This is a genomic window from Mycobacterium sp. NGS68 (assembly GCF_059812195.1).
Map to the genome: position 1 here is coordinate 43,335 of NZ_JCALCE010000024.1, position 16,644 is coordinate 59,978.

At 68.7% G+C, this 16,644-nt stretch carries 16 protein-coding genes; 4 read left to right on the forward strand and 12 right to left on the reverse strand.

The window, feature by feature from the left end:
- Positions 1-12: 12 nt before the first annotated feature.
- From AC5Y5V_RS22800 to AC5Y5V_RS22825, 6 genes are read right to left on the reverse strand one after another with little or no spacing between them, the layout of a single operon-like run.
- A complete protein-coding gene (locus AC5Y5V_RS22800; RefSeq protein ID WP_499940188.1) occupies positions 13-1,074 on the reverse strand; it encodes a phosphotransferase family protein in 1,062 nt (353 codons plus the stop codon).
- A gap of 4 nt (positions 1,075-1,078) precedes the next feature.
- Positions 1,079-1,699, reverse strand: a complete 621-nt coding sequence (locus AC5Y5V_RS22805) for a TetR/AcrR family transcriptional regulator (RefSeq protein ID WP_499940189.1) — start codon at positions 1,697-1,699, stop codon at positions 1,079-1,081.
- A gap of 7 nt (positions 1,700-1,706) precedes the next feature.
- Positions 1,707-2,603 carry a hydroxymethylglutaryl-CoA lyase gene (locus tag AC5Y5V_RS22810; RefSeq protein WP_499940190.1) on the reverse strand — a complete coding sequence of 299 codons (897 nt, stop codon included), beginning with the start codon at positions 2,601-2,603 and terminating at the stop codon, positions 1,707-1,709.
- The gene (locus AC5Y5V_RS22815) at positions 2,600-3,799 is read right to left on the reverse strand and encodes a CaiB/BaiF CoA transferase family protein (protein ID WP_499940191.1); all 1,200 of its coding nucleotides are present in this window, start codon (positions 3,797-3,799) and stop codon (positions 2,600-2,602) included. The genes AC5Y5V_RS22810 and AC5Y5V_RS22815 overlap by 4 nt, the downstream gene beginning before the upstream one ends.
- On the reverse strand, positions 3,796-4,977 hold the full coding sequence (locus tag AC5Y5V_RS22820) for an alpha/beta hydrolase (RefSeq protein ID WP_499940192.1): 1,182 nt from the start codon (positions 4,975-4,977) through the stop codon (positions 3,796-3,798). The genes AC5Y5V_RS22815 and AC5Y5V_RS22820 overlap by 4 nt, the downstream gene beginning before the upstream one ends.
- Positions 4,974-6,068 (reverse strand): homogentisate 1,2-dioxygenase, encoded by a 1,095-nt coding sequence (locus tag AC5Y5V_RS22825; RefSeq protein ID WP_499940193.1) that lies wholly within the window; start codon positions 6,066-6,068, stop codon positions 4,974-4,976. The genes AC5Y5V_RS22820 and AC5Y5V_RS22825 overlap by 4 nt, the downstream gene beginning before the upstream one ends.
- 156 nt (positions 6,069-6,224) lie before the next feature.
- Between AC5Y5V_RS22825 and AC5Y5V_RS22830 the strand changes: the two genes are divergently transcribed.
- Positions 6,225-8,138, forward strand: coding sequence for a serine/threonine-protein kinase (locus AC5Y5V_RS22830; protein ID WP_499940194.1), 1,914 nt, complete (start codon positions 6,225-6,227; stop codon positions 8,136-8,138).
- 97 nt (positions 8,139-8,235) lie between these two features.
- On the opposite strand, the gene AC5Y5V_RS22835 is transcribed toward AC5Y5V_RS22830, so the two are convergent.
- Entirely contained in the window at positions 8,236-9,219 is a 984-nt protein-coding gene (locus tag AC5Y5V_RS22835) for an NADPH:quinone oxidoreductase family protein (RefSeq protein ID WP_499940231.1), read from the reverse strand.
- Positions 9,220-9,405: 186 nt separating this feature from the next.
- On the opposite strand from AC5Y5V_RS22835, the gene AC5Y5V_RS22840 reads away from it, so the two are divergent.
- The gene (locus AC5Y5V_RS22840; RefSeq protein ID WP_499940195.1) at positions 9,406-10,263 is read left to right on the forward strand and encodes an oxidoreductase; all 858 of its coding nucleotides are present in this window, start codon (positions 9,406-9,408) and stop codon (positions 10,261-10,263) included.
- A gap of 18 nt (positions 10,264-10,281) precedes the next feature.
- On the opposite strand, the gene AC5Y5V_RS22845 is transcribed toward AC5Y5V_RS22840, so the two are convergent.
- The 5 genes from AC5Y5V_RS22845 to AC5Y5V_RS22865 all read right to left on the reverse strand — a co-directional run bounded on the left by AC5Y5V_RS22845 (position 10,282) and on the right by AC5Y5V_RS22865 (position 15,116).
- Positions 10,282-10,488 carry a hypothetical protein gene (locus tag AC5Y5V_RS22845; protein ID WP_499940196.1) on the reverse strand — a complete coding sequence of 69 codons (207 nt, stop codon included), beginning with the start codon at positions 10,486-10,488 and terminating at the stop codon, positions 10,282-10,284.
- A gap of 212 nt (positions 10,489-10,700) precedes the next feature.
- Entirely contained in the window at positions 10,701-11,654 is a 954-nt protein-coding gene (locus tag AC5Y5V_RS22850; RefSeq protein ID WP_499940197.1) for an amidohydrolase family protein, read from the reverse strand.
- A complete protein-coding gene (locus AC5Y5V_RS22855) occupies positions 11,654-12,664 on the reverse strand; it encodes a VOC family protein (RefSeq protein WP_499940198.1) in 1,011 nt (336 codons plus the stop codon). Before AC5Y5V_RS22855 ends, AC5Y5V_RS22850 begins: the two co-directional genes overlap by 1 nt.
- Entirely contained in the window at positions 12,661-13,524 is an 864-nt protein-coding gene (locus AC5Y5V_RS22860) for an alpha/beta fold hydrolase (RefSeq protein ID WP_499940199.1), read from the reverse strand. Before AC5Y5V_RS22860 ends, AC5Y5V_RS22855 begins: the two co-directional genes overlap by 4 nt.
- Positions 13,521-15,116: a bifunctional 3-(3-hydroxy-phenyl)propionate/3-hydroxycinnamic acid hydroxylase gene (locus AC5Y5V_RS22865; RefSeq protein ID WP_499940200.1), complete on the reverse strand. Its 1,596-nt coding sequence runs from the start codon at positions 15,114-15,116 to the stop codon at positions 13,521-13,523. Before AC5Y5V_RS22865 ends, AC5Y5V_RS22860 begins: the two co-directional genes overlap by 4 nt.
- 86 nt (positions 15,117-15,202) lie before the next feature.
- Between AC5Y5V_RS22865 and AC5Y5V_RS22870 the strand changes: the two genes are divergently transcribed.
- Complete coding sequence (locus AC5Y5V_RS22870; RefSeq protein WP_499940201.1) at positions 15,203-15,847, forward strand: TetR/AcrR family transcriptional regulator; 645 nt, start codon at positions 15,203-15,205, stop codon at positions 15,845-15,847.
- 2 nt (positions 15,848-15,849) lie between these two features.
- Positions 15,850-16,638, forward strand: coding sequence for a 2-keto-4-pentenoate hydratase (locus AC5Y5V_RS22875; protein WP_499940202.1), 789 nt, complete (start codon positions 15,850-15,852; stop codon positions 16,636-16,638).
- Positions 16,639-16,644 lie beyond the last annotated feature (6 nt).

Here is a 16,644-nt window from a genome sequence, read left to right on the forward strand (position 1 = left end):
CTTGGTAATCCGTCATCCGAGCAGATCTTTCCAGGCATTCGCCGAGGTCTCGGACGCCGCCGGTGCGGGTGCGGCGTCAGGTTGCGCGGTTTGTCCGTCGAGCAGGCTCAGCAGGTCCCACTCCGCCTGACACACCTGGCGGCCCATCAACGCCAGCTGCATCGAGGGGACGTTCTCCTGCGCGCTCGACCATTGCTGCGCCTGGTCAAGCACCGTCATGCCCCACAACAGGGCGGCCATCACCCGCCACCAGTGGAATCCGGCCGCGTCGACGCGGGTGCCGCTGGCGCTTTCGTAGGCGCTCAGGAAGCTCTCGATGCTACCCAGGCCACCGGCGCCCCGATCGGCCGGCGCGCCGAACCGCCAGGCCCGCAGGCAGAACCAGGCCAGGTCCTCGTTCGCCTCCCCGATGCGCACCCACTCCCAGTCCAGCACGCCGGTCAGGTCGGCGCCGTCGACGAGCAGGTTCCCCATCTGATAGTCGCCGTGCACCAGCGTCGGGGGCGACGGCGGCGGCTGGTTGGTGGTCAGCCAGCGATACGCCCACTCGAAGGTGGGGCAGGGTGGGCCGGCGGTGTCGAGTTGGAGACGGCAGGTGGCGAGCCGTTGGGCGCGGGGCGGTTCGCCGGTTTTCGCGTCGATCCGATGGATGGTGGCCAGTGCGGACGCGCACTGCCGCAACAGCTCCGCCCGGCCGGCGGGGTCGAGGCGGCCGATGATCCCGGCGTTGTCCGACTGGCCTTTGAGCGTCTCGTTGATCAGGAACGGGCAGCCGAGCAGCGCAGGGGAGTCGTCACCGGCGAGGAAGGTCGGCACGGGCACGCCCAGCGCCGCGGCGGCCGACTGGGCGCGGGCCTGCAGCTTGAAGCTGGCGCCCGTCTGTCCCAGCTGCCCGGTGTAGAGGATCAGCGCGCGGCGCTCGTGCGGCGTGACCGCGTCGAAAGCCCACGTGGTGCGGCGCGCGGTGTCGCGCAGCGCGCGCAGGTTGTCGATCGTGACGTCCGCGGCGCCCAGGCGCAGCGCCTGGGCGAGCACCGCCCGCAGCCTGTCGGGCAGTGTGTCGGGCGCCGTCACCGCGTCAACGACCGTACAGCGTCTTCTTCCATACCGTCGACAGCGTAGCGATGGCGTCGGCGTCGCTGATCCGAATTCCCAAACCCGCCGTTTCGGGCCGCAGCACCACGGAGGTGAACTGTTCGAACAGCAGCGCGATCGCGACGGCGGTGTGTTGCGGGTTCAGCTCGTTGCCGTAGCCCTGTTGCTGCGCGTGCAACACCGACGCGGTCACGATATCCATTCCGAAGCGCCGGAATTCGTTCTGCAGCAGGGCAAACCGTTGCTGGGTGGCACCCAGCTGGGCGATCGCCACCATGATGCCGATGTTCTGCTTGAAGATCTTCCAGTATCCGGTGACCACCGAGTCGAAGTACTCACCGTCATCCGGGGAGGCGGGCAACTGAACGGATACCCGAGCCGTGCAGAGCACCTCGCGCAGGAACGACTCCGCCAGCGCGGCCAGGAGGTCTTCCTTGTCGGCGAAGTAGCGGTAGAACACCGCCGACGACTTGCCCGCCGCCGACGTGATGTCCGCCAGGGTGGTGCCGTGAAAGCCACGCTCGGCGAACAACTTCCGGGCGGCCTGCTCGATCGCCTCGCGGGTTCGCTGTCCCTTCGCCGTCAGCGCGGTCTGGTCGGGCATGGCCGGCTCAGCCCAGGATCCGGTCGCCGGCGCGTAGCAGCGCACTCGGCAGATCGTGGCCGACGACGGATCTGGCCACCCGTGCCGCCTCGATCGCCGCCTGCAGGTCGACGTCGACGTCGATGTCGCTGTCGCGCAACAGGTACACCAGGTCCTCGGTCGCGATGTTGCCGGTGGCGCCCGGCGCGAACGGGCAGCCGCCCAGGCCGCCGACCGACGCGTCCAGCCGGGTGACGCCGGCGCCGACGGCCGCGTACGCGCTGGCCAACCCCGCCCCGCGGGTGTTGTGAAAATGGCCGCCGAGCGGCATGTCGCCGAGCACCGGACGCAGTTGGGAGATCAGCGAACTCACCCGCCGTGGGGTGGCGGTGCCGATGGTGTCGGCGATCGAGAACCGGTCGACGCCCCGGTCGCGTGCGGTCGCGGCGATGTCGAGCACCCGCTGCGGCGGGGTGGGTCCTTCGAAGGGAGAGTCCCACGCGGTGGCGACGATGACCTCGACGGTGACGTCCGCGTCGTGCGCGATGGCGACGATCTCGCCGATCTGCTCGGTCGCTTCGGCGCTGGTGCGCCCGACGTTGCGCTTGCTGAACGAATCGTCGGCGGCCACGACGTATTCGATCGACCGCAGCCCGGCGGCGATGGCCCGCTTGGCGCCGTTCGGGCTGGCAACCAGGGCGGAGAATTCGATGTCGGGGTAGTTGCGCAGCTCGGCGGCCAGCTCGGCGGCGTCGGCCATCGAGGGCACCTTCGACGGCGAGACGAACGCCGTCGCCTCCACCTCGCGCACCCCCGTGGCGGCCACCGCGGCCAGCAGTTCCAGCTTGGCCGACAACGGGATTGGCTGCTCGATCTGCAGGCCGTCGCGTAGCGACACCTCGCGGATGTCGACGTGTGTGCTCACAGCACCCCCTCGTTGTGCAGCCCCGCGAGCTCCTCGGCGCTCCTGCCCAGCAGCCCGGTGTAGACGTCGTCGTTGTGTTGTCCCGGGCGCGCGGGGCCGGCATTGCGCACGGCGCCGGGGGATTCGGAGAGCACCGGTACGATGCCGGGGCCGAGGACGGGGCGCCCGAGCCGCTCATCGAAGTGTTCGACCAGCATGCCGCGGGCGCGCAGCTGCGGGTCGTCGACCACCTCGGCGACCGTGTTGATCGGACCGGAGATCACGCCCGCCGCGGACAGGGTTTCGATGATGTCGCCGGGTTGCCGCGCCGCGGCCCACGCGCCGATGATCTCGTCGAGTTCGTCCTGGTTGCGGCCGCGGGCGACGTGGGTGGCGAACCGGTCATCGGTGGCCAGTTCGGGGCGGCCCATCGCCTTGCAGAGGCGGGCGAACACAGTGTCCTGGTTGGCCGCGATCACCACCCACGAGCCGTCGGCGCTGCGGTAGATGTTCGACGGCGCGATGCCCTCCAGCCGGGTGCCCGACGGCCCGCGCACCACGCCGCCGACGTCGTAGTCGGGAATCGTGGATTCCTGTACCGCCAAACAGGATTCGGTGAGCGCGACGTCGACCACCTGACCGCGGCCGGTGACGCTGCGGCGGTACAGCGCGGCCATCGCCCCCTGCGCGCCGAACATGCCGGCCAGCGTGTCGCCCAGCGACAGCGCCAGCCGGGGCGGCGGGCCGCCCGGGAAGCCGTTGAGGTGCCGCAGCCCGCTGGCCGCCTCGGCCACCGAGGCGTAGCCGGCCTTGTGCGCGTCGGGCCCGGTCTGGCCGTAGCCGGACACCCGGACCAGGATGATGCCCGGATTGCGTTCGCTGAGCACGTCGTAGCCCAGGTCCCACTTCTCCAGCGTGCCCGGCCGGAAGTTCTCCACCACGATGTCGGACTTCTCGACGAGCTCCAGGAACAGCTCGCGGCCGGCCGGCTTGCGCAGGTCGAGCGTGACGGCCCGCTTGTTGCGCGCGTGCACGGTCCAGAACACGTGCTGCCCGTCGACCTCGGCCTGGCCCCAGGTGCGCAACGGGTCCGCTGCGCCGGGCGGCTCCACCTTGATGACGTCGGCGCCCATGTCGCCGAGCAGCCGCCCCGCGAACGGACCGGCGATCAGGGTGCCCAGCTCGAGCACCCGGATGCCGTCCAGCGGACCGGTCATTGAGTGAACCCGTGCCGGGTCAGCCAGTCGGTGACGATCTCGACGGCCTGGCGCAGCTGGTCACGCTGGTCGGGACCCGCGTAATAGTGTGTGGCGCCGGGGATCTCGTGCATCTCCTTGTCGGGGTGGCCGATCGCCTCGTACAACCGACGGGTGTGGCTGGGCGTGCAGGCGTCGTCGGCCAGGTTGCCGATCACCAGCGCGGGGATCGCCAGATCCTTACCGCACTGCACGCCGTCGCCGCGGGCCTCGTCGTAGCTCCACTGCGACAGCCAGCCGCGCAGCGTGGAGAAGCGCGCCAGCCCGACCGGGCTCATGTTCACCACCTGGGGATCGCCCAGGTAGCAGGTCCCCGGCTTGCGTTCGTTGGGGTCGACGGCGGGGTCCAGCCAGCGCGGGTCGGCCATGGTGCCGTGCACGACGAAGCCGAACTCGTCGTCCGGGCGGCCCGCCGCCTTCAGCTCGTCCAGTTTCCGGTGCACCCACCGGGTGATGCGGCGGTTGCGCTCGATCTGCGCGTCGCGGTAGCGGGCCAGGAACTCCTCGGTGTAGGGCGGCTGGTTGGGGTTGTCCGGGTTGTACAGGTCCAGCTCGGGATCGCGCTTGGTGGGATCGGCTTCGTCGAGGATCGACGCGTCCAGCCACTCGGTGAGCGTGCCGTGCCGGCTGATGTGCGCGGCCAGCAGCATGATGCCGTCGGCGGGCGGCAGCTCCAGCGCCGTCAGATCGGGGCCGTCGCCGGATGGGCTGGACGTGATGGTCGCGTGCTGGGCCTGCTGCTGGTAGAACACCGACAGCGAGCCGCCGCCGCTCCACCCGGCCAGCACCACCCTGTCGTAGCCCAGCCGCTTCTTGGCGTCCTTGATGCATTCGCCGAGGTCCTCGACCACCTTCTCCATCAGCAGCGCCGAGTCGGTGCCGCGGAACCGGCTGTTGCAGTAGATGACGTGGTGGCCGGCGCGGGCCAGCGCGTTGATCATCGGCAGGTAGGCGCCGCCGCCGATCGGGTGCATGAACACCAGCACGGTGTCGCTCGGCCGGTCCTTCGGCTTGAGCAGGTAGCTCTCCAGCACGGTGATCTCGGCGAGCCCGCCGTACACGTCGCGGACACCCGAATTGTTCTGGAAGGCAACGAGATAGGGGATGCGGTCGTACTCGTGTTTCACGGCGTGTGTCATTGGTGTTGTCCTAGGTCGTGGGCCAGTACTTCGGGCGACGGGGTGAGGCGGCGGCGGGTGTCGATCGCGATCACCTGCCAGTCGACGTTCGTGTAGTCGTCGAACTTGCGGCGCGCGCGTTCGCGGGCCTTCTCCGGCGCGCCGTGGTGAACCCCCTGCGGCGCATGCGAAATCAGGCCCGGCGGCATCGGGATGCCGTAGAGCGAGCCGCCGTGGAAGAACGCGATCTCGTCGTAGTCGACGTTGCGGTGATACCAGGGCGTGCGCTCGGTGCCGGGGATGCCCTCGGCCGGCTTCGGCAGGAAGTTCATCACGTAGACGCCGGTTGCCTGCATGAACAGGTGCACCGTCGGCGGCAGGTGCACGCTGTTGGAGGTGACGACGTTGTAGTCGGCGATGTTGAACGTGAACGCGAAGTTGTCGCCGCGCCAGCCCTCTACGTCGATCGGATTGTGTTGGTAATAAAGGGTCGTCGGACCACCCTCATGGATGAGCCGGACTTCGTACTCGTCGCGCCCGTCGTCCTCGATGGGTTCTGGGTCGGGGATGGTGGCCTGCGACGGGTCGAACGGGAAGTGCCGGCCCAGCTGGCCGGGCGGCGGCACCCGGAACTCGTCGGTGGCCTCGACCATCAGCAAAGTCGTTTCGGCATCCGGGATTTGGCGCCAGGTGCAGGCCTTCGGGATGTAGACCCAGTCGCCAGCCCGGTAGTGCAGCGGCCCGAATTCGGTTTCCAGCAGCCCGGCGCCGGAGTGCACGAAGCACAGCAGGTCGCCGTCGACGTGGCGGGTGTAGAACGGCATCGCCTCGTGGCGGCGGCTCAGCAGGATGCGGCAGTCGGCGTTGCTGAACATGAGCAGCGGTCCGCCGTTGGCATCGGTCGCGTCGCTGGGTTTGAGCTGGTCGGCGAGCACGTCAAGGGGCCGCAGCGGCCCGACGGCGCGGTAGGCGGTGGGGTCGTGGCGACGGTAGATGTTGGCGGTGCGCCCGGTGAAGCCGCCGCGCCCCAGCTCGTCGTCCTTGAGGCCGTCGAGATCGGCGTGCAGGCGCCGCGGTGTCTTGCCTTTGCGCAGGTGAACGAAGGATTCCATGAATTACTTCCCGGAGGTCGACCTACAAAACTGAAAGTGACATTACTTTTTCTTTTTGACTCGCACAAGGGTTGTGTCGCGACATTCCGCCACGCGAGGACGGTTCACCCCCTATCGTCTGATCTCGGGGAATGTCCGCATCAAGGGGAATCAACAGTGGAAGCTGACGTCGGCGGCACGCCATTCGGGCGGTACCGCCTGATCGAGTTGCTGGGCCGCGGCGGCATGGGCGAGGTGTGGCGCGCGTTCGACGTCGAAACCCAGCGTGTCGTCGCGGTGAAGGTCCTGCCGGCGCAGCTCGCCGACGACCCGGCCTTCGAGCAGCGGTTCCGCCGCGAAGCGTTTGCCGCCGCCGGGTTGGCCAACCCGCACGTCGTGCCGATCCATCAGTTCGGGGAGATCGACGGCCGGCTGTATGTCGATATGCGCCTGATCGAGGGCCGCGACCTGCATCAGATCATCACCGAGGGCCCGCTGCCGCTGCCCCGCGCGGTGTCGATCATCGAACAGGTCGCCTCGGCGCTGCAGGCCGCGCACAAGATCGGGCTGGTGCACCGCGACGTCAAGCCTTCCAACGTGCTGGTCGACGACGAGGACTTCGCCTACCTGATCGACTTCGGCATCGCGCGCGGCGCCAACGATTCCAAATTGACCAATACGGGCAACGTCATCGGCACCTGGGCCTACATGGCACCCGAGCGACTTTCGACCGACCAGATCGACGCACGTTCCGACGTTTACGCCCTGGCCTGCGTGCTGCACGAGTGCCTGACCGGCAGCCAGCCGTTCCCCGCCGCCAGCCTGGAGCGACAGATCGCCGCGCACGTCACCGAGCCACCGCCACGCCCCTCGGCACTGCAGCCCACGGTGCCCACCTCGATGGACGCCGTCGTCGCCAGGGGGATGGCCAAGAACCCCGACGAGCGTTTCCAAACCGTCAAAGACCTCGCCCACGCCGCGCGCGCCGCCGCGACGACCAACCCCACCGACGCAACCGCCACAGCGCTGGCGCCCCACCACGCCCAGACTCTTCTGTCGCCCTCGGCGCCACCGGCCCAGCCTCCGACCGCTCTCGCGCCAGCGCAGCCGGCCGGCGCGGCAAAGCCCCGTAAGGGACGTTGGATGGCCTTCGTCGGCGTCGGGGCCGTCGTCGTGGTCATCGCCGTCGTCGCCGGGTTGGTGCTGACCCGAAACAGCCACGCGGGCAACGATGATCGGCCGAGCGCCGCGCCGACCAGCACGGCGGTCCCCAACAGCGGCCCGTTCACCGGAACCTTCACCGTGGGCATGGGGCCCATGCTCAAAGGGGACGGGGCACCGGTAACGGACGAGCCTGGTGCCGCGGCATTCTCCGAGACGTGGCGGCTTCGGTCGGTATGTAATGGCCACGGCTGCGTCGCCACCGCGGCCACGGGCGGTCAGTATCCCGCGAAGGAGTTGGTTTTTGACAATGTCGGCGGGCGCTGGCTCGCCCTCAGCACCGCACGACGAGGTTGCACGGATCGAGCCGAGGCCGAAGACTGGAATGCGATCTCATTGCAACCACAGCCGGATGGAAGTATGTCGGGCGAATGGACTCAAGGCACGCGGAACGGCTGTTTCCGCAGACGGACCATAGCCTTCAGTCGGACCGGGGACACGAACATTACGCTGCTCCCCGATCCTGCCGCCCTAGCGCCGCGCGTGGTGTCACCGGCAGAAGCTCTTTACGGCCGTTACGAATCGAAAGTTAACTATTCGGGCGGAGCAAAGTATGTTTCCCAGTTTGGGGTACGAACCGACTGTCTACGCACGGGCGACCGATGCATGAGCTACTTCCTCGATCCCAAGGACGGGCTCGGCGAACAATTCGTCTTTGAAAACGGGACATGGGTTCGGAACGCCACAGCAGATATGACCTGCTTAACTGGCGGCACCTACCGCAGCACCTTCACCGTCACGCTGCCGTTTCCCCAACCACCCCAGAATCCAATCGCATTACTCAAGGGCCACGGCTTCATGGAGGCGGGTCCGGGCACGAGGTGTAGCAGCCAGGCTCTCGACGAGACGTTCACCCGCACCGGCGACTAAGGCGAATCCGACGAGTGGTTACCCGGGCCTGTCAGGGCCCTCGAAAAGCGTTCCAGTCGATCGCTTTTGCCGCATAGTTGTGATGCCGCACCGGCGACTATTGGGCTCGATCACTGCGCACGCGCAGCACGACCTTGCCCTTGGCGCTGCGGTTCTCCAGCGACGCGACGGCCGCGGCGGCCTCGGCGAGCGGGTAGACCTCCGGCTCGGGCGCGGACAGCTCGCCGGAGGTGAGCAGCGCCTCGAGCGCGGCCCACTGCTCGGCCAGCGCGCCGGGATGCTTCCCCGCCCAGGCGCCCCAGCCGACCCCGACTACGTCAATATTGTTGAGCAGCAGCCGATTTACCTTCACCGTCGGGATTTCGCCGCCGGTGAAGCCGATGACCAGCAGCCGGCCCGCCGGAGCCAGCGAGCGCAGCGAATCGGTGAACCGGTCACCCCCAACGGGATCCACGACGATGTCGACGCCGCGGCCGTTGGTCAGTTCCTTGACCGCGTCCTTGAAGCCGTCGGCGAGCACCACGTCGGTTGCCCCGGCGGCCGTCGCGATCTCGCCCTTCTCCTCGGTGCTGACCACCGCGATCGTGCGCGACGCCCCGAGCGCGGGCGCCAGCCGCAGCGCCGACGTCCCGATCCCGCCGGCCGCGCCGTGCACCAGCACCGTCTCACCCTTCTGCAGCCGCCCGCGCACGGTCAGCGAGAAGTAGACGGTGAGGTCGTTGAACAGCACGCCGGCGCCCGCCTCGAAGCTGACGTTGTCCGGCAGCCGGAACGTCCGGTCGGGGTCCAGCACGGCGACCTCGGCCATGCCGCCGGTGAGCATCGTCAGCCCGAGCACCCGGTCGCCCGCCTTCCACGAGCTACCGGCCGGCGCGGAGCGCACCACACCGGCGATCTCGGCGCCCAGCACGAACGGCGGGTCCGGGCGGTACTGGTAGAGGCCGCGGGTCAGCAGCGCGTCCGGGAATGCGACGCCGGCGGCGTGCACCTCCACCACCACGCCGTCTCCGGTGGGTTCGTCGACCTCACCGACCTCGATCGCATCCGGACCGTCCAGCCTCGTCACCTGTGCCGCGCGCATGCCGGACACGTTACTGCCGGTTCGGAAGCCGCCCGCGACCCGCACCTGGTCGAGCTGCCGCGGCCAAGGGGTGGCCATGCGCCGAGCGTGAATTCCCCGCGAAATAACCGGCCCGGTTTCGCAGTGCCTTCACGTTCGGCGGGCAGAAGGCCGCGACCCGGACCGCCGCCCGGCTAGCCTTCGCAGATGGACACATTTCCGCTTGGTCGGTTTTCGGTCGCCAGGGTCGGGTTCGGGGCGATGCAGTTGCCGGGGCCCAACGCGTTCGGCCCGCCGCGCGACCGGGACGAGGCGCTGGCGGTGCTGCGGCGGGCCGTCGACCTCGGCGTCAACCACATCGACACCGCCCAGTTCTACGGTCCCGACGTCTCCAATGAGCTCATTCGGGAGGCGCTGCACCCGTATCCGGAGAACCTGGCGCTGGTGAGCAAGGTGGGCGGACGCCGCGACGACGAGGGCGGGTGGCTGGCGGCGTCGGAGCCCGCGGCATTGCGCCGTGACATCGAAACCAACCTGCGGACCCTTGGCATCGAGCAACTGGCCGTCGTCAACCTGCGGCTGTTCGAAAGCGAGGGGCCGGATCAGCTGTTCGACGAGCAGCTTTCGGCCATGATCGCGGCGCGCGACGAAGGGCTGATCGGTGGCATCGGGCTGAGCGAGGTGAAGTTGACACATCTGCGACATGCCCTGGAACGCACCGACATCGCCTGTGTGCAAAACGCTTTCAACCTCGTCCACCGGTCATCCGCGGACGTGCTGGAGGAGTGCCGGCAGCGGGGGATCGCGTTCGTGCCGTTCTTTCCGCTGGGCGCGGCCTTCATGCGGCCCAACCCGGTGCTGAGCAATCCGGAGCTGAGCAGCGTCGCCGAAGGGCTCGGCCGCACGCCGGCGCAGGTCGCGCTGGCGTGGACGCTGAGCGTGGCGCCCAACGTCCTGCTGATCCCCGGCACCTCGTCGGTGGCGCACCTGGAGGAGAACCTGGCCGTCGGCTCCGTCGAACTCGACGACGACGCCCGTGCGCGCTTGGACGCCGTCGCCGGCTGACGAATCCAATGCCGGCGCTTACAACTCCTCCAGCCGGATGAGTTCGTCGATGGCCTTCTGGAAGTGGTTGTCGTCCACCGCATCGAGCGCCGACAGCACGGCCTCCAGCGCCGAACGTAGTCGCGTAATCGATTCCAGCGCTTCGAGATGTGACGTGAGCAGTTCCTGCTCCCGCTGAGAGCGGGAATTGCCAAGCGCAAGGGTCAGGGCGGCTCGTTCGATCATGGGTAGACCCCCCGGTCTCAATCACACACGCGACCAGCCGGCCCGTCGACTGTCGTGAGTTAATACCCACGATACGGCCTGTAAAACCACGAATCTGCGATCGCCGCTAAATCGTGACCCGTTGACGCCCGTGTGAATAATCAAGTGGCCGTATTGATCTCCTGAGCAATTGCCGTGGGTCCGCTCCGTGAGCAATCCCGCCGCCAAGCCGGCTAGGAAATGGGCGGCGGCGCTGTGGCAAATCTCGGGAACAGCGTCAGCGCGGTGCTGCGGTCGATCGCCGCGCGGCTGTCCGCGTCGAGTCCCGGATAGTTCCCCAACCCGGCGGTGATCAACTGCGCGACTTCCAGCGGAGCGAACGGCCAGTCGGACCCGAAGGTGATGTGGCCCGGCTTGGCGAAGGCGAGCAGCGATGGCAGCGCCGCGGGCGTCGAGGACAGCGCGGTGTCGAAGTAGAAGCCGGAGAGTTCGTCGAGCGATTCGGCGGGGTTGCGGCCCGTGTCGGCCGTGATCCCCATCGCCATCCGGTAGGCGGCATACGGCACGAAACCGCCGGCATGGCTGAGGACGAACTTGATGTTCGGATAGCGCTGCCGAACCCCGTTGCGCACCAACAGGTATGCCGATCGCGTGGTGTCGAGCAGGAAGTCGGTGGCCCAGGGCGTGATGCCCGGCGGGGTAGGCCCGGGCAGTTCGGCCGGATGAATGAACACCGCCGCCGAGCGTGCGTCGAGCGCGGCGAACAGGGGGTCTTGACCCTCCTCGCCGATGTAGACGCCGGCGTGGTTGGCCAGTAACACCACCCCGTCGGCGTCCAGGTCGTCGAGCGCGCGTACCGCCTCCGTGACGGACTCGTCGAGGTGTGGCATCGGCATGGTGGCGAAGAAGCCGAACCTGTCGGGATGGTCCTTGACGACCTGCGCGCCGTAGTCGTTGAGATCGCGCGCGAGCGCTGCGGCGTCGGCCGGAGCGCGCAGAAACGTGGTCCCCGGCGCGGACACGGACAGCACGGCCGCGGCGATGCCCACCTCGGCCATGGTGTGCAGCGAGCCTTCCGGACTCCAGTCCGGCATCGCCCGTCCGCCCGCGTCGCTGATGCCCTCCGCCCGCAACGCCTTTCGGTAGTCGGGCGGAATCATGTGGTGATGGGTGTCGATTCGGGGCATCAGGCGCTCCTATTCCCTGGCCCGGTCAGGACATCCGCCTCCCGGCGCAGCAAGGACTGGCCGGCCGTCTTGAACTGAGCCAGCTTGTCGATGATCTTCTCGCCGGCACGGGTGTGGCCCCAGATGCTGATGCCCTGATGCGTCGTTGGCTCCCAGGTCGTTTCGTCGACCACGATCGGGTTCCAGCCGACTTCCCACTCGAATCCGGAGGGCGTCATCGCATAGTAGGACAGTTCGCGGTCGTTGGTGTGCTGCCCGACCCCGAGCGCCATGCGGAAACCGAGCTCATTGACCCGCTGATACGACGCGACCATGTCGTCGAGATCGGCCACCTGAATGTTGAGGTGCTGCACCCGCGTGCGGATCGGGTTGATGGGCAGGCGGTTCACGGCCGCGATCGCCACCGAGTGGTGTCGTTGGTTCACGCGCAGAAATCGAATCTTGAACTTCAGTCCGCTGATGGTTTCGTCGATGTAATCGGTGAGCCGGGCGTCGAAGACCGTGCCGAAGTAGCCGCGCACCTGATCGGGCTTCTTCGATGTGATGGCGACATGACCGATCCCGTGCTCGCCGGTGACAAAGCCGCCCCGGACCGCCATGTCCAGCGGGTTCGCGGCGGTGTGCGCGCGCGTGAAGATCTCCTGCGTCAGCCCGTTGGGTCCCGGGAAGCGCGCCATCCGTTCCACTCCGCGCAACGCTGCTTCCTCGGCGCTGCCGTGCGTGACGGGCACGCCATGACCACGCACCCGGCGCACGACTTCGTCGAAGGCCTCGTGGTCATCGAGTTGCCAGCCGAGGGCCACCACGTCCTCGGCCGGACCGCGTTGCAGCAAGAAGCGGCATTCGTTGTCGTCGAGGCGGAACCGCAGGACATCGGAAAGAGTGTCGTCGACGTGCATCCCGACCGCGTCGCGCCCGAAGCGCCGCCAGTCGGCGAACCTCTCGGTCTCGACGACGATGTAGCCCAAGTGCACCGCCCCGAACACCGATTGCGTCAGTGTGGCGATCATGATGCGAAACCCGCTTTGCCGGAGAGGAATTCGACAACCAGGCGGTTGAACAGCTCGGCACGCTCCCACTGCATCCAGTGGCCGGTGCGCGAGGTCATCACCAGCTCGGCGTTGGGCATCCGGTTGAGCAGCATCGGTCCGCCGGAGGGCCGGTTGACCTTGTCGTCCCGCCCCCAGAGCACCAGCGTCGGCGTCGCCAGGCGGCGCAGGCGCTTGTCGCGGGTGAGGTCCATGCGCCACAGCGTGCGCAGCCCGGACGGCCGGCGCAGCGGCGGGTTGGCCACCACCTCCGGATCGATCGACGCCGCATACCGCAACCCGATCAGGTCGTCGGGAACGGAAGCGCCGTCGTAGACGAGATAGGTGCGGATGAAGCTTTCCAGCTTGTCGCGGGTGGGGCCCTCACCGCCGTAGTAGGAGAACAGGCTCTTCAGCCCGGCGGTCGGTGCGCCGCGGGTGGTCCCGATGCCGCCGGGACCCATCAGCACCAGCCGGTCCACCCGGTCCGGGGTGTCCAGCGCCAACCGCAGCGCGGCGGCACCACCGTAGGAGTTGCCGACCAGATGCGCGGAGCGGATGCCGAGTTCGTCGAGCAGCCCGCGGATCGCGTCGGCCAGATAGCCGAAGGGATCGGACTGGTCAATCCCCTTGTCGGAGCGGCCGTATCCGGGCATGTCGGGCACGATGACCCGGAAGTGCCGCGCCAGCGTGTCGATGTTGCGCGAGTAGTTGGACACCCCCGACGCGCCGGGCCCGCCGCCGTGCAGCAGCAGCACCGGGGGCCCGCTGCCGGCCTCGGCGAAGAAGATTGGCTTGGTCGCGACCGTGATGGTGCGTTCGTCCAATGCGGTAGCGGTCATGCGAGGGCTCCGATCTTGGTGGGGGTGGTCGCGGTGGTGAGCGCGTAGCCGGTGGGGGGTTCGGGCAGCACCTGCCCGGGTTTGGCTGCGGCATAGATGAATCCGTCCGGACGCAGCACGACGGCCGCGGCGTCCCGTCGCTGCAGCCAGGCCACGAGGGCGCCGCCCATGTCGCGGATGGTGCCGGACCGTAAGGCGGATTCGGGCCCGCACAACCGAAGAGCCGGCACGCCGCGGTCCGTCCACTGCTGGCCGCCCGCCGGCGTCTCACCGGTGTGCAGCACCGTCCACCGGTGGCCCAGGGCGTCGTCTAGGCGGACGGTCGCGCCGTGGGTGTCGAGCACCCACGGCTGCGGGATCTGGCTGCCGACGGCGGGGTGTCCGCCGGCCAGGAAGCCGTCGGCGTAGCGCGCCTCCGGGATCCACATGTATTTCTGCAGGTATGCCATCAGCGCGGGCAGCCGGGTGAGGGAGCGGCCGGCGCGATTACGCAGCGCGGCAACGACTTTGTTGCGTTCGGTGATGATGCGGCCGACGAAGACCGCGCGCCGGGTCACCTCGGTGACGTGCGGCTTGCGTTCGGCCTGATAAGAGTCCAGCAGCGAGTCGGGCGCCTGCCCGCGCAGCACGGCGGCGAGCTTCCAGCACAGGTTGGCCGCGTCCCGCACGCCCGCCGACATGCCCTGGCCGATCCACGGCGGCATGGCGTGGGCGGCGTCGCCGGCGAGGAAGACGCGCCCGACGCGCCAGCGCTCGGCGACGCGGACGTGGTGGCAGTAGACGACGGCGCGCAGGATCTTGGCGTCCTCCTCGGTGATGCCCTGCGCGTTGAGCACCTTCCAGACCGCTTCGTCGGAGGTCAGTCGCTGGTCGTCTTCGCAGTCGCGGGCCGGATACTCCCAGCGGTGGTGGCCGAGCGGGGTGGGGCAGTCGACGGTGGGCCGGGCGGGGTTGCAGTGGAAGCGCAGCCGGTCGTGCGCGTCCCATTGCCGTATGACCTTGGTGTCGATGACGACCCAGCGTTCGGCGTAGGTGCGTCCGGAGTAGCCGACACCCAGCTGGCCGCGGGTCGGCGAGGAGCCGCCGTCGGCGGCGATCACGTACGACGCGCGGACCCGCTTGAACGTGTCGGTGCGCAGGTCCGCCAGCATCAGCTCGACCTCGTCACCCTTGTTCACGGCCCGCAGGCATTCGTGCTCGACCAGCACCTCGACGTTGTCGAACCGGACCACGCCCTCGCGCAGCACCCGGTCCACCGCGGGCTGGTACAGGAACTGCTGCGGCGGATGCCCGCTGCCGCGCGGGGTGATCTTCAGGTGGATGAACGGCCGGCCGTCGGCGCCGACGAACGCGAGCGGCCGGTCCGGCAGCATGTCCTGCTGCAGTCGGTCGGCCAAGCCGACCGACTGCCAGATGCGCATGACCTCCTCGTCGGTCGAAATCGCCCGCGCCCGTCCGTAGATGTCCGGATCACGCTCGATGACAAGCACTTTCAGCCCGAGCTGACCCAGAAGGTTGGCCGCGGTGGCGCCGGTGGGTCCGTAGCCGACGATCGCTACGTCATACTTCGCGCCGTAGTTTGCTGGCTCCATCACTGCCGCCTTCCAGGGGTTGTACTGTAGTGATCGCTACGGTAATGTAGTGATCGTTACGGAGTCAAGACCTGACCGGAGGTGAAATGCCGAAGGAGACGCGCAAACCCCGTCGCAGCCGGGCGGACGGCGAGTTGTCGCGCACCCGGATCCTCGATGCGGCCACCGCGATCGCGGCCGAACGCGGCTACGAGGGCACCAGCATCGCGCTGGTGAGCGCCAACTGCGGGTTGCCCGCCAGCTCGATCTACTGGCACTTCAAGGACAAGGACGACCTGATCGCCGCGATCATCGAGCGCAGCTTCGGCGCCTGGCTGGCGGCGTGGCACCTACCCGAGCCGCCGGCGCACCTGTCGGACGAGGCTGTCCGGCAGTACTTCGATGAGGTGGCGAGCCGCACCGCCAAGACGTTTTTGGATTCGCCCGACTTCCTGCGGCTGGGCATGATGCTGAGTCTGGAACGCCGGCCCGTCGAACCCCGCGCCCGCACGATGTTCCTCCAGGTTCGCGCGCGGGCGTTCGAACAGCTGATAGAAAGCCTTCGGCAGGTCGTGCCCGGCCTGACCGAGTCGCAGACGCATCAGCTGGCGTCGTATTTGATGGCCGGCGCCGACGGCCTGTTCATCGCGAAGGAGATCGGCGGCGACGCGGTCGACCTGCTCGGCTTGTTCGAGAGACACGGACAGGCGACCTACGCCCTGGCCCGCCGGATGACCGACGAGAAGGAATAACGATGAGACTCACCGCGATCGACGTCGGCGAGGCCGCCGACCTGCTGCACGCCGCCCAGATCGGCCGGGCGCCCATCGACCCGCTCACGGAGCGGTATCCGGGCTTGAGCGTCGCCGACGCCTACGCCATCCAGCAGCACAACCTGGCCCGCAGGCTGCGCGAGGGGCGCACCCTGGTCGGCCACAAGATCGGGCTGACGTCGGCGCCGATGCAGCAGCTGCTCGGGGTCGACGAGCCCGACTTCGGCTACCTGCTCGACGACATGGTGCTGCCCCGGCACGCGGAGGCGCCGGCCGCGCGGTTCTGCGCGCCGCGCGTCGAACCCGAGGTCGCCTTCCTGCTGCGGCGGCCGTTGCGCGGACCGGGCGTCACGGCCGACGACGTGCGCGCCGCGACCGAGGCGGTCGCGGTGGCGCTGGAGATCGTCGACAGCCGGATCGCCGACTGGCGACTGACCCTGCCCGACACCGTCGCCGACAACGCCAGCTCCGGTGCCGTCGTGCTGGGGGACTGGGTGCCCTTTGACGACGGAATCGACCTGCCGGGCGCGCGGGCGTCGTTGTCGCTCAACGGTATCGAGATCGACACCGGCCTGGGCTCGGCGGTGCTCGGCGACCCCGCCGTGGCCGTCGCGTGGTTGGCCAACGCGGTGGCCCCGTTCGGCACCGAGTTGCTGCCCGGCCAGGTGGTCATGTCCGGATCGTTCACCACGGCCGCCTTCGTCCATGCCGGCGATCACGCCGCCGCGACCATCGACGGCCTCGGGGCCGTCGCGCTGACCTTCGGGTAGGGCAGG